Origin of the sequence: Acidipropionibacterium virtanenii (assembly GCF_003325455.1) — a bacterium.
Taxonomy (GTDB): domain Bacteria; phylum Actinomycetota; class Actinomycetes; order Propionibacteriales; family Propionibacteriaceae; genus Acidipropionibacterium; species Acidipropionibacterium virtanenii.
The window spans coordinates 1,783,822-1,796,193 of the sequence record NZ_CP025198.1; the positions used below are offsets into that span (position 1 = coordinate 1,783,822).

The 12,372-nt window shown below is 70.2% G+C and carries 14 protein-coding genes and 1 pseudogene; 14 read left to right on the plus strand and 1 reads right to left on the minus strand.

Annotated elements, in window-relative coordinates; all coding sequences use genetic code 11:
* Positions 1-13: 13 nt before the first annotated feature.
* The 9 genes from JS278_RS08170 to aroB all read left to right on the plus strand — a co-directional run bounded on the left by JS278_RS08170 (position 14) and on the right by aroB (position 8,800).
* Positions 14-418, plus strand: coding sequence for a DUF948 domain-containing protein (locus JS278_RS08170; RefSeq protein WP_114044747.1), 405 nt, complete (start codon positions 14-16; stop codon positions 416-418).
* A complete protein-coding gene (locus tag JS278_RS08175; protein WP_114044748.1) occupies positions 415-690 on the plus strand; it encodes a hypothetical protein in 276 nt (91 codons plus the stop codon). The genes JS278_RS08170 and JS278_RS08175 overlap by 4 nt, the downstream gene beginning before the upstream one ends.
* A 148-nt stretch (positions 691-838) precedes the next feature.
* Complete coding sequence (gene alaS / locus JS278_RS08180) at positions 839-3,520, plus strand: alanine--tRNA ligase (protein ID WP_114044749.1); 2,682 nt, start codon at positions 839-841, stop codon at positions 3,518-3,520.
* A 15-nt stretch (positions 3,521-3,535) separates the two neighbouring features.
* Complete coding sequence (ruvX, locus tag JS278_RS08185) at positions 3,536-3,982, plus strand: Holliday junction resolvase RuvX (protein ID WP_114044750.1); 447 nt, start codon at positions 3,536-3,538, stop codon at positions 3,980-3,982.
* Positions 3,979-5,088 (plus strand): endolytic transglycosylase MltG, encoded by a 1,110-nt coding sequence (gene mltG / locus JS278_RS08190; protein WP_114044751.1) that lies wholly within the window; start codon positions 3,979-3,981, stop codon positions 5,086-5,088. Before ruvX ends, mltG begins: the two co-directional genes overlap by 4 nt.
* Positions 5,089-5,090: 2 nt before the next feature.
* Entirely contained in the window at positions 5,091-5,921 is an 831-nt protein-coding gene (locus tag JS278_RS08195) for a shikimate dehydrogenase (RefSeq protein WP_114046205.1), read from the plus strand.
* Positions 5,922-5,933: 12 nt separating this feature from the next.
* Entirely contained in the window at positions 5,934-7,136 is a 1,203-nt protein-coding gene (gene aroC, locus JS278_RS08200; RefSeq protein WP_114044752.1) for a chorismate synthase, read from the plus strand.
* Positions 7,129-7,701, plus strand: coding sequence for a shikimate kinase (locus tag JS278_RS08205; RefSeq protein ID WP_114044753.1), 573 nt, complete (start codon positions 7,129-7,131; stop codon positions 7,699-7,701). The genes aroC and JS278_RS08205 overlap by 8 nt, the downstream gene beginning before the upstream one ends.
* A 13-nt stretch (positions 7,702-7,714) precedes the next feature.
* Positions 7,715-8,800: a 3-dehydroquinate synthase gene (gene aroB / locus JS278_RS08210; RefSeq protein WP_114044754.1), complete on the plus strand. Its 1,086-nt coding sequence runs from the start codon at positions 7,715-7,717 to the stop codon at positions 8,798-8,800.
* A 12-nt stretch (positions 8,801-8,812) separates the two neighbouring features.
* Here the strand turns inward: aroB and JS278_RS08215 are convergent, their stop codons facing one another.
* A complete protein-coding gene (locus JS278_RS08215; RefSeq protein ID WP_181833677.1) occupies positions 8,813-9,520 on the minus strand; it encodes a pentapeptide repeat-containing protein in 708 nt (235 codons plus the stop codon).
* A 139-nt stretch (positions 9,521-9,659) separates the two neighbouring features.
* On the opposite strand from JS278_RS08215, the gene efp reads away from it, so the two are divergent.
* From efp to rpoZ, 5 genes and pseudogenes are all read left to right on the plus strand, one after another.
* Positions 9,660-10,229: an elongation factor P gene (efp, locus tag JS278_RS08220; protein WP_114044756.1), complete on the plus strand. Its 570-nt coding sequence runs from the start codon at positions 9,660-9,662 to the stop codon at positions 10,227-10,229.
* A 14-nt stretch (positions 10,230-10,243) separates the two neighbouring features.
* Positions 10,244-10,726, plus strand: a pseudogene (nusB, locus tag JS278_RS08225) (transcription antitermination factor NusB); the annotation flags it as partial.
* A gap of 270 nt (positions 10,727-10,996) precedes the next feature.
* A complete protein-coding gene (gene mihF, locus JS278_RS08230; RefSeq protein WP_114044757.1) occupies positions 10,997-11,320 on the plus strand; it encodes an integration host factor, actinobacterial type in 324 nt (107 codons plus the stop codon).
* Between the two features lie 42 nt (positions 11,321-11,362).
* On the plus strand, positions 11,363-11,974 hold the full coding sequence (gene gmk, locus JS278_RS08235; RefSeq protein ID WP_181833678.1) for a guanylate kinase: 612 nt from the start codon (positions 11,363-11,365) through the stop codon (positions 11,972-11,974).
* 47 nt (positions 11,975-12,021) lie between these two features.
* Positions 12,022-12,366, plus strand: coding sequence for a DNA-directed RNA polymerase subunit omega (gene rpoZ / locus JS278_RS08240; RefSeq protein WP_114044758.1), 345 nt, complete (start codon positions 12,022-12,024; stop codon positions 12,364-12,366).
* The last annotated feature ends 6 nt before the right edge of the window (positions 12,367-12,372 follow it).

Sequence of the window (12,372 nt, forward strand, 5' to 3'; positions counted from 1 at the left end):
CTACGGAGAGAACATGACCCTTGGTCAGATCGCCGGGCTCATCGCAGCCCTGGCAGTCGTCGCCCTGGTGGCGCTGTGCGCGGTACCGCTCATCAAGTTCGGCGGCGTGCTCGATCAGCTGCGCACCGCGGTGAAGGATCTCGACGACTCCACCGTCCCGATCCTCGAGGAGCTCAAGGGCACCGTCACCGCCACCAACGAGGAGATCAGCAGGATCGGCCTGGTCACCTCCGACGTCCACACCGTCTCCGAGCACGTCACCGAGGTGTCGGGGCGGGCCAACGAGCTGTCGAAGGTCTTCACCGAGACCGTCGGGACGCCGATGGTGAAGGTGGCCGGATTCGCCCACGGCGTGCGCAAGGCCACCGCAGCCGGCCGCGCGGGCAAGCTGCGCAAGAGCGTCAGGAATTCGCGATGAGCGGGCGCGGCTGGGTGATCGGTGCGCTGGCCGCCGCCGGAGCGGCGACGGCCACCGTCCTGGTGGTGCGGTCGGCGCGGCGTGGGGAACTCACCGGCCCCCGGCTGCCCGCAGTCCGCAACAGCGGCCTGGACGTCCGCGCGGCTGCCGGGCGCGCCGCGGAGCGGGTCGCCGATCTGGTCGGCCAGGCCGGAGCCTTCATCTCGGTGGCATCCCAGGAATCCGCCGCCAAGGAGGCTGAGCTCCGTGCCCGGCTCGGGCTCGACGACTAGAGCGAGAGGCCAACCCCTTCGAACCCAGGCGGCGGCACTGCCGGTGGTGCGGCCCTCACCGCCGGCCACGGGGCGCGGTAGGGTTGTCGATCGGTCCCACCGCATCGCGCGGAGAGCACCTGCAAGGGCACTACCTACAAGGACGGGCATGAGAACAGCGGAGATCGGCCAGCGATTCCTCGACTTCTTCGAGAGCAAGGGCCATGCCGTGGTGCCCAGCGCCTCACTGCTCTACAACGATCCGACCCTGCTGTTCGTCAACGCCGGAATGGTGCCCTTCAAGCACTACCTGATGGGCGTGGAGCCCTCCCCCTGGAAGCGCGCCACCAGCATCCAGAAGTGCGTGCGCACCCTCGACATCGACGAGGTCGGCAAGACCACCCGCCACGGCACCTTCTTCCAGATGCTGGGCAACTTCTCCTTCGGCGACTACTTCAAGCACGAGGCCATCACCTGGGCCTGGGAGCTGGTCACCACTCCTCAGGACCAGGGCGGCTTCGGCTTCGACCCCGCCGATATCTGGGTGACGGTGCTCGGCCCCGGCTTCCACCCCGACTACCCCGACGGCGACGTCGAGGCCCGCCGGACCTGGCTGGAGGTCGGCGTGCCCGCCGATCACATCCAGGGCCGCAGCCTCAAGGACAACTACTGGCACATGGGCGTCCCCGGCCCGGGCGGCCCCTGCTCGGAGATCTACATCGACCGCGGGCCCCGCTACGGCGCCGAGGGCGGCCCCGAGGCCGATGAGGACCGTTACCTGGAGATCTGGAACCTCGTCTTCGAGACCGAGGACCTCTCGACGGTGCGCGCCAAGGACGACTTCGACATCTCCGGGCCACTGGCGAGCCTCAACATCGACACCGGTGCCGGCCTGGAGCGCATCGCGCTGCTGCTGCAGGGCGTGGGCAACATGTACGAGACCGACCAGGTGTATCCCGTCATCGCCAAGGCCGCCGAGCTGTCCGGCAGGACCTACGGCGCCGATCATGACGACGACGTGCGGATGCGGGTGGTCGCCGACCACGTCCGCTCCTCGCTCATGCTGATGACCGACGGCGTCACCCCCGGCAATGAGGCGCGCGGCTACGTGCTGCGCCGCCTGCTGCGCCGCGTGGTGCGCGCCATGCGGCTGCTCGGCGTCGAGGAGCCCGTGCTGCCGCAGCTGCTGCCGATCTCCCGGGACCTGATGGCCGACACCTACCCCGACGTGCTCACCCAGTGGGAGCGGGTCATCGGGGCGGCCACCGCCGAGGAGGAGACCTTCCGGCGCACCCTGAGCTCCGGCACCACGATGCTGGACACGGCGGTCTCCCAGACCCGCGCCGCCGGTTCGGGCACGCTGTCGGGCCAGAAGGCGTTCCAGCTCCACGACACCTACGGCTTCCCGATCGACCTCACCCTCGAGATGGCCGCCGAGCAGGGCCTGGACGTCGACCGCGCGACCTTCGACTCGCTGATGGCCGAGCAGAAGGATCGCGCCAAGGCCGACGCCCGCGCCAAGAAGGGGCTGACCACCAGCACCGAGGCCTACACGCAGCTGCGGGCCCAGGGCGAGACCCCCTTCCTCGGCTTCACCGACCTGTCGGTACCCACCAGCGTCACCGGCATCATCTCCGAGGGCCGCGCGGTGACCAGCGCTCCCAGCGGATCGGTGGTCGAGGTCGTACTCGCCGAGACCCCGTTCTACGCCGAGATGGGCGGGCAGGATTCCGACACCGGCGTCATCCGCGCCTCCGGATTCGATCTGGACGTCCTCGACGTCCAGCGCCCGGTCCCCGGGCTGGTGGTGCACAAGGTGCGTCTGGACGGCGACCTGGCCGTCGGCGACCGGGTGGAGGCCGACGTCGACGCCGCCAACCGGTTCGGCGCCTGCCAGGCCCACACCGCCACCCACGTCATCCACGCCGCGCTGCGCGAACTGGTGGGCCCCTCGGCCACCCAGGCCGGCTCCTACAACAAGCCCGGCTACCTGCGCTTCGACTTCTCCGCCCGCCAGGGGCTGTCCGACGAGCTGCGCCGCGAGATCGAGGAGCGCTGCAACGAGGCGATCCACGACGATTTCGAGGTCACCGACACCCAGATGCCCCTGGAACAGGCCAAGGCGCTGGGCGCGATGGCCATGTTCGGCGAGAAGTACCCGCCGATCGTGCGGATGGTCGAGCTCAACGGCCCGTGGTCCCGGGAGCTGTGCGGCGGCACCCACGTGCCCACCACCGGGCGGATCGGCATCCTCAACCTGCTGGGGGAGCAGTCCATCGGTTCGGGCACCCGGCGCGTCGAAGCCCTGGTCTCCACCGACGCCTTCCACCAGATGGCGGCCGAACGGACGCTGGTCAATGAGCTCACCGGAATCCTCAAGGTGCAGCCCGACCAGCTCACCGACCGTGTCTCCAAGCTCGTCGCCGATCTCAAGGAGGCCGACCGCAAGCTGGCCGCGGCCCGCTCCAAGGAGCTTCTGGGACGGGTCGACGGACTGGTCTCCTCAATGGCTCCGGCCGGCGGCTTCGACCTGGTCGCCGCCACCGTGGCCGGGGTGGACGGAGCCGATCTGCGCAGGCTGGCCACCGAGGTGCGTGCCCGCATCGCCGAGCGTCCCGCCGTCATCGCCCTGATCGGCGGCGAGGCCACCAGACCCGCCATCGTGGTCGCCACCACCGGCACCGCCCGCTCCAAGGGTGCGAGGGCCGGGGCGCTGCTGCGCGCCGCCGTCGCACCGATCCACGGCCGCGGCGGCGGCAAGGACGACATGGCCCAGGGGGCGGGCACCGACCTGTCGGGAGCCGAGAAGACCCTCAGACTGGTCGCCGCCGAGCTGTCGGCGCTGCACTGAGTCGGCGGCCGGTTCATGGAGCTGATCGGCACACGGATCGCCATCGACTGGGGCAAGGCGAGGATCGGGGTGGCCGCCTGCGACCCTCGCGGGATCCTCGCCTACCCGGTGGAGACGGTGGCCACCAGGGACAGGCCCATCTCCAGGCTGTGCGAGATCGTCGCGGAGTACGAGCCGGTGGAGATCGTCATGGGCCTGCCGGTGGCCCTGGACGGCACCGAGAGGATCGCCGCGCGCGACGTGCGCCGGGCCGGGGACAGACTCGCCGAGGCGGTGGCGCCGATCCCGGTCCGCTACGTGGATGAGAGAATGACCACCAGGACCGCGGCGCGTGCCCTGCACGAGGCCGGGCGCGATGCACGCCACCAGCGCTCGGTGATCGACCAGGCCGCCGCCGTGGCCATCCTGGAACACGTGTTGGAGCAAGCCCGCACCTCGGGCGCGGAAGGAGACCGCCGGTGAGCGGATCGTTCAACGAGGAGCCGGACCCGCGCAAGGAGTTCTGGTACAGGTTCAGGTCGGCCTTCGCGGTCATCCTGTCCCTGACCGTGCTGGTCGGAGGGGGTTGGTTCGTCATCGACAAGGCCCATGGCGCCTACATCTCCTACCGGACCGCCGACGACTACCTCGGCGACGGGGAGAAGGCCGTCATGGTGCGGGTGCCCGACGGCGCATCGGTCACCGAGGTGGGCGACATCCTCCTGGACAACGACGTCGTCAAGTCGATGAAGGCGTTCAAGAAGGCCGTCCGCGAGGCCAGCACGAATCCCACGATCCAGGCCGGCCAGTACAAGCTCAAGACCCACATGGCCGCCGCCAACGCGCTGGCGATCCTGGCGAATCCCAACAACATCCAGCACACCCGGGTCACCCTCACCGAGGGCCTGACGGTGGCCGAGCAGACCACCGTGCTCGCCAAGGGCACCAAGCTGCCGGCGGCCCAGTTCACCAAGGCTCGTGCCGACGTCAAGCAGCTCGGGCTGCCCAGCTGGGCCAACGGGAATCCCGAGGGATTCATGTTCCCCGACACCTACGAGGTGGCCGACGAGCCGACCGCCCTGGGGATCCTGCAGCAGCAGACCAAGCAGTTCGTCACGGTGAGCAACTCGATCAACTTCACCGGTCAGGCCGGCACCATCAAGCGCACCCCCTACCAGGCTCTTGTGGTCGCCTCCATCCTGGAGAAGGAGGGGAACAACGCCAAGGACAAGAAGATGATCGCCGGGATCATCTACAACCGGCTCGCCAAGGGCATGAAGCTGGAGTCCGACGCCACCGTCCTCTACGCCAACAACGCGACCAGCAAGCTCACCACGACCGACGAGCAGAGGCGCAAGCAGTCCCCCTACAACACCTATGTGACGGCCGGGCTGCCGCCCACCCCGATCAACAATCCGGGTGCCGAGTCGATGGAGGCCTCGGTGTCTCCCACCAAGTCCGACAACCTGTACTGGGTGGTGACGGACCCCGAGAAGGGCACCACGGCCTTCGCCAAGACACTGGCCGAGCACAACAAGAATGTCAAGAAGTTCCAGACCTGGTGCCAGGCCCACAAGGGGAAGTGCTGAGCGTGCCCGGTTACTGGCGCTGCGCGGTGGTGGGTCACCCGGTGGCCCACTCGCTGTCGCCGGCGATCCACCGCGCCGCCTACCGCAGCCTCGGGCTTGACTGGAGCTACGAGGCCGTCGACGTGGAGCCGGGAGACCTGGCCGCCTTCGTCGACGGGCTCGACGAAGCCTGGCGCGGACTGTCGGTGACGGCCCCCCACAAGATCGACCTGGTGGCCCTGGGCGAACCCGATGAGATGGTCGGTCGGCTCGGCGTCGCCAACACCTGGGTGCGCACCGATGGCGCGCCGGTGGTGGCCAACACCGACGTCACCGGATTCGTGCTGGCCTGCCGCACCCGCGACCTGGCGGCGCCCGGTTCGGTCGCCGTACTGGGTGCCGGGGCCACCGCGCGATCGGTGATCGCCGGGGCCGCGCAGCTGGGAGCCCGCGACCTCACCGTCGTCTCCCGATCTCTGGAGCGCTCCTCGCAGGCTCTGATGCTGGCGGCCGATCTCGGCCTGGAGGCTCAGTGGGTGCCGCTGGCCGACGCCGTGCCGGGCTGCCTGTCGGGCTCCGATCTGCTGGTCTCCACGGTTCCGGCCGACAGCCTGAGGACGCTCGCCGAGGGTCTGGTGGCCGGTGTCGGGGCCGTCTTCGACGTCGTCTACGATCCGTGGCCCACCCCACTGGCCGCCGCCGCGGCAGCTGCCGGGATCCCGGTGCTGGACGGGCTGGACCTGCTGGCCGGCCAGGCCGTCGACCAGGTGCGGCTGATGACGGGTCGGCAGGTGCCGCTGGAGCTGCTGAGGTCTGCTGCGCAAGACGGCCTCAACGCCCGCCTGAGATTCTGAGAGGGTAGAGCCATGCTGCGTTACATGACGGCGGGGGAGTCCCACGGCCAGGCTCTGGTCGCCACCATGGAGGGCATCCCCGGCCACGTCCGGGTCGGTGCCGCCGAGATCTCCGAGGAACTGAGACGCCGTCGCCTCGGGGTCGGGCGCGGTGCCCGGATGTCCTTCGAGGCCGACGAGCTCGACCTGCTGTGCGGGTTCCGGCACGGGGAGACGCTGGGTTCGCCGATCGCGATCCGGATCGGCAACAGCGAGTGGCCGAAATGGCGCGAGGTGATGAGTCCGGATCCCGTCGACCCCGCCGACCTGGAGGGCCGGGCGCGGGCCGCCGCCCTCACCAGACCGCGTCCCGGTCATGCCGACCTGGCCGGCATGCAGAAGTACGACTTCGACGAGGCCCGCCCGCTCCTGGAGCGCGCCTCGGCCCGCGAGACCGCCTCGCGGGTGGCGCTGGGCGCCGTCGCCAAGGCCTTCCTGCGCCAGGGCCTCGGCATCGAGATCCTCTCCCATGTGGTCCGGCTGGGCCCGGTCGCCGCACCCGAGGGGCTGCGCCCCCGCCCCGGCGACCTGGCCCGCATCGACGCCGACCCGGTGCGCTGCGCCGATCCCGGGACCTCCGCCAGGATGATCGAGGAGGTGGAGGCCTGCCGGCGCGACGGGGACACCATGGGCGGCGTCGTCGAGGTGCTGGCCGAGGGCCTGCCGCCGGGCCTGGGCTCCCACTCCCAGGGGGACCGGCGACTGGACGCCCGGCTGGCCGGGGCCCTGATGGGCATCCAGGCCATCAAGGGGGTGGAGATCGGAGACGGCTTCGCCCTGGCCGGGCGCCGCGGATCGGCCGCCCACGACGAGATCGTGCCCACCGGGCAGGGCGTGCACCGGATCACCGACCACGCCGGTGGCACCGAGGGAGGCATGAGCACCGGGGAGACTCTGCGGGTGCGCGCCGCGATGAAGCCCATCGCCACCGTGCCCAGGGCGCTGCGCACCATCGACACCCTCACCGGGGAGGCCGCCAGGGCCCACCACCAGCGCTCCGACATCACCGCGGTACCCGCGGCCGGCGTGGTGGCCGAGGCCATGGTCGCCCTGGTGCTGGCCGAGTGCGCCCTCGAGAAGTTCGGCGGGGACTCGCTCGACGAGACCCGCCGTAACCGCGACGCCTACCTGGCGCGGATCGACGAGCGGCACCTGGGGATCGCGCCCCATGAGTGAGACCGAGTTGAGCGATGCCGTGACGAGTGGGACCGGCGCGCCGTCCGTCGTCGCCGTCATCGGTGCCCCGGGATCGGGCAAGTCGACCGTCGGGCCGTTGCTGGCCGCCCGGCTCGGTCGCCGCTTCGTCGACGTCGACACCGTCATCGAGGAGGCCGAGGGGCGCCCGATCTCCGACATCTTCGTCACCGACGGGGAGCCCTGCTTCCGCGAACTCGAGACCCGGCACACCCTGGCAGAACTGGCGGCCGGCGGGGTGGTCTCGCTGGGGGGCGGGGCGCCCGCGACACCGGTTGTCGGCGAGGCCCTCACCCGGGTGTGCGTCGTCTGGCTGGAGGTCAGCGCCCGTACCGCATCGGGGCGGGTGGGGCTCAACGACGCCACCCGGCCGCTTCTGATGGGCAATGTGCATTCCCGGATGGTCCGGCTGATGGCCGAACGCCGCCCTGTCTACGCCGCTCCCGCCGACATCCATATCGTCACCGACCGGCTGCGCCCGGATCAGATCGTCGAGGAGATCTGCACCCGGCTCGCAGAACTGTCCGGTCCCTCGCCCGCCGTCTGAGAGAGGAACGTCCATGAGCGTCGTCGAGGTCAACGGCCCGGCACCTTACGAGGTCCGCATCGGATCGGGGGTGATGGCCGGTCTCGAGCAGCTCGCCGTGGGCAGCAGGGTCGCGCTCATCCACCCGGCCTCCGTCAGCCATCTCGCCGCCAGGGTCACCGAGCTGGTCGGCGAGGTCGTCGACATCGAGGTGCCCGACGCCGAGGCCGCCAAGACCCCGGAAGTGCTGGCCGGATGCTGGGACCGGCTGGCCGAGGCCGGGCTCGGCCGCGGCGACGTCGTGGTCGGCCTGGGCGGGGGAGCGACCACCGATCTGACGGGGTTCGTGGCCGCGACCTGGATGCGGGGGGTGCGGCTCATCCAGGTGCCCACCACCGTGCTGGGAATGGCCGACGCCGCCGTCGGCGGCAAGACCGGTATCAACATCGACGCCGGCAAGAACCTCGTCGGCGCCTTCCATGAGCCCGCCGCGGTGCTGTGCGACACCGATTCTCTCGACGGCCTGCCGGTCCGGGAGGTGCGCTCCGGGATGGCTGAGATCGTCAAGTGCGGGTTCATCAACGACCCGGTCATCCTCAACGTCATCGAGAAGGATCCTGTCCGGGCGCTCGACACGGCCTCCGACGAGTTCTTCGACGTCCTCACCCGTGCGGTGCGGGTCAAGGCCTCGGTGGTCTCCGCAGACCCCACCGAGTCGACCTCGAGGGGCTCGGAGGTGGGCCGGGAGCGGCTCAACTACGGCCACACCCTGGCCCATGCCATCGAGGCGCACCAGCACTTCACCTGGCGTCACGGCGAGGCCGACGCGGTGGGGATGGTCTTCGCCGCCGAGCTGTCGGCCCGTGAGATCGGGCGGTCCGGCGACACGGTGCAGCGGACCCGCTCGGTGATGGCGGCGCTGGGCCTGCCCACCACCTTCGACGCGACACCGTGGCCCGAGCTGCGCGCCACCATGAATCTCGACAAGAAGGTCCGTCGTGGGGTGCTGCGCTTCGTGGGCCTGAGGGCCCCCGGCCACGTCCAGATGATCGAGGGACCCGACGAGGACGTGCTGCAGGAGTGCTTCGCGACCCTGCGACCGGCGCGCCAGAACTCCTGACCGTAGGCCGCCTCAGCCCGGCAGCTCCAGACGGATCCCGGCGGCCCCGGCGAGCAGTGTCCCCAGGGTGTCGAGGTGAACCGGGTCGACGGCGGCGCCGCGAAGCTGGTCGGCCCCGGCCAGGCCGTCCATGGAGCCGCCCTCGATGATCAGGCCCGGCCCTGGACGCGAACCGCGCGAGGACCTGCGGCCGGTGATCCGCACCTGGTGGAACTCCGCGCGGTCGAGCCGGCAGTCCGTCAGGACGACCTCCTCCAGATGCGCCGAGGTGAAGTCGACGCCGCTCATCCGGCAGCCGCTGAACCGGACGCGGCGCAGCGAGGCGAACCGGAACTGCGCCATGTCGAGGAGGCAGCCGCGCAGCCACACATCCTCCAGGCTGCATCCCGACAGCACCGCCCCGGTGAGCCGGCACTCGGACATCTGGGTCCGCTGCCATCCCGAGTCCCGCCAGGAGGAGGCTGCCAGGTCGCAGGAGTCCAGGGCGACGTCGGCCCACTGGCTGTGATCCCAGGAGCACTGCTGGGTGCTCATCGACCGGGCTCCGACCGCGGACAGGTCGACCCCCTCGAGCACCGCGGCCGACCAGTCCGCCCCCGACAGGTCGGCCGCCTCCACCAGCTCGTCGGGGCCGGGCAGCCCGGTCCGTGGCGCAGAGGGCTCCTCGAGCCGCGGGGGAGCAGGGGATCTGGGGATCGAGGGTGCGGTGCCGGAGGCCATGGAGGGCACTCTACGGCCGCCTCCACCAGCTCGTCGGGGCCGGGGAGCGCGCTGGTGTGCGGCGGGGATGACCCGTGAGGTAGGATCGGCCGGTCTGGGCTGCGTTGGCAGCCCGTGCTCCATCGAAAGGCAGCGACCTGTGGTCATCTCCACCAATGACATCAAGAACGGCACCGTGCTCGACCTCGACGGTCAGCTCTGGACGGTCATCTGGTTCCAGCACCACAAGCCGGGCAAGGGCAACACCGTGGTGCGCACCAAGCTCAAGCACGTCCTGACCGGCAAGGTCGTCGACCGGACCTTCAACTCCGACACCAAGGTGGAGTCGGCCGAGGTGGACCGCCGCGACATGCAGTACCTGTACCAGGACGCCGATTCATACGTCTTCATGGACGAGTCCAGCTACGAGCAGATCCCGGTGCCCGCCGAGACCGTCGGCGACGCCAAGGACTTCATGCTGGAGAACCAGACGGCCACCATCGCCCTGCACCAGGGCAATGCCCTCTACATCGACCTGCCGGCCTCGGTGGAGCTGAAGATCACCTACACCGAGCCCGGCCTGCAGGGCGACCGCTCCACCGGTGGCACGAAGCCCGCCACCCTGGAGACCGGCCGCGAGATCCAGGTCCCGCTGTTCATCAGCGAGGGCGAGACCGTCAAGGTGGACACCCGCAACGGTGACTACCTCGGTCGCGTGTCCGACAAGTGAGCCAGCAGCACCGCGTGAACGAGAACACGGACGACGCCGACCCGTCGCGGAAGATCGAGCGGATCGGCGAGATCGAGGCCGAGAGGATCTCCGGGGACATCCAGGTCCACGCCGACCTGTCGACCCGCTCGAAGGCCCGCAAGCAGGCCCTCGACATCCTCTTCGAGGCCGATCTGATGGGCACTGACCCGATCGACGTGCTGGCACTGCGCCCCACGGTGGTCGACAATCCGGTGCGCGACTTCGCCGCCGACCTGGTCCGGGGCGTCTCGGAGCACCTCGCCGATATCGACGAGGCCCTCATCGCCCGTCTGGCCGCGGGGTGGACGCTGGACCGGATGCCCAGGGTCGACCGGGTGCTGGCGCGCATCGGCGGCTACGAGATCCTGTTCAGCGATGTGCCCGGCCCCAGTGCCATCGCCGAGGCCCTGGAACTGGGCGGGGAGTTCTCGACCGACAACTCCGCATCGTTCCTCAACGGCCTGCTGACCGGCGTGTCCGAGGGCCGGCGTCATGCCGCTGCCGGGAACGGGCAGGAGGACGGCGATCCGGGGCTCCCCGAGGCCCCTGCCGACGCCGGGCGCTGAACGTCGCCGGGCCCTGCTGCCGTGCTGAACACCGCGGCAGCAGGGCTGGCAAAACATCCAATTACCGGCCAATTGCGCCTGACCAGCGGCGAAGCCGTGGTATCTGCCGCTACTCTGCGATCACCGGGCATCACCCGGGACTCCACGGGAGGTCAACCGATCGCAGATTGGAGCAGAGACGTGTCCATTCCCACTCTCTCCCCGGAACAGCTCAGCGCGGCCCGAGAGGCCGCCACCCGTGCGCGACGGGCACGGGCCGATCTCAAGGCGAGGCTGCGCAACGGCCAGATCAGTCTCGGACAGGCCCTCGACGAGGCGGCCGCGGACGACGTCCTCGCCCATGTCAAGGTCGTCGACCTGTTGAAGTCGCTCCCCAGGGTGGGGGAGAAGCGCGCAGGCGAGATCATGGAGCGCCTCGACATCGCCCCCAACAGGAGACTTCGGGGGCTGGGGCGTCACCAGGCCGCCGGTCTGCGGGCCGAGTTCCCGCCCACAGACAAGTAGCCGGCCTGCACCGGAGACTGTCGACGCTCTAGGCTGGCTGCCATGCTCATCGCCTCCGGACCCGAGCCCGCCATCCCCGCCGCCAGAGGTCGACGCCGAACGGGCCGGCCGCAGGTCGTGGTGGTCTCGGGTCCCACCGCCGTGGGCAAGGGCACTGTCGTCGCCGCCCTCCAGCGCGCCCGTCCCGAGATCGTCGTGTCACGGTCGGCGACCACCCGCCCGGCGCGGCCGGGGGAGCGCGACGGGGTGGAGTACGACTTCGTCACCGACGATCAGTTCGACCGGCTCGTCGCCTCCGGCGGCCTGCTGGAGTGGGCGGTGGTCCACAACAGCCATCGCTACGGCACTCCTCGCCGGTTGGTGGAGGAGTCCGTGGAACGTGGCTGCACCGTCGTCCTGGAGATCGATCTGCAGGGGGCCCGGCAGGTGCGCCAGTCCTACCCGCAGGCCGAGCACGTCTTCCTGGCCCCGCCGTCCTGGGCCGAGCTGGTCCGGCGGCTGATCGGCCGGGGCACCGAGACCCCCGAGCAGCAGGAGCGCAGGTTGCGCACCGCGCGGACCGAGCTGGCCAGCGCCGATGAGTTCGACGCGGTGGTGGTCAATGACACCGTTGAACATGCCGTCGAATCATTGGTAGAGTTACTGAGTCTGTGACCAGGCCATCACTTGGCGCATTCTCCATCCACATGTGAGGACATTCCTTGAGCGAGACCACTGCAGAGGGCATCGTCAACCCCCCGATCGATCAGCTTCTTGAGCACGTCGACTCCAAATACCGTCTGGTGCTCTTCGCGGCCAAGCGCGCCCGTCAGATCAACGCCTACTACTCCCAGCTGGCCGAGGGCCTGCTGGAGAACGTGGGCCCGCTGGTCGAGACGAACAACAACGAGAAGCCGCTGTCCATCGCGATGCGCGAGATCCAGGCGGGCGTCATCGAGACCCATGAGCTGAACGCCGAGGAGATCGCCGCCGAGGCCGCCGCCGCGCAGCAGGCCCCCGCCGTCGAGCTGGACGATCCCTTCTCCGATCTCACCCCTCCGGCCTGATCCGGC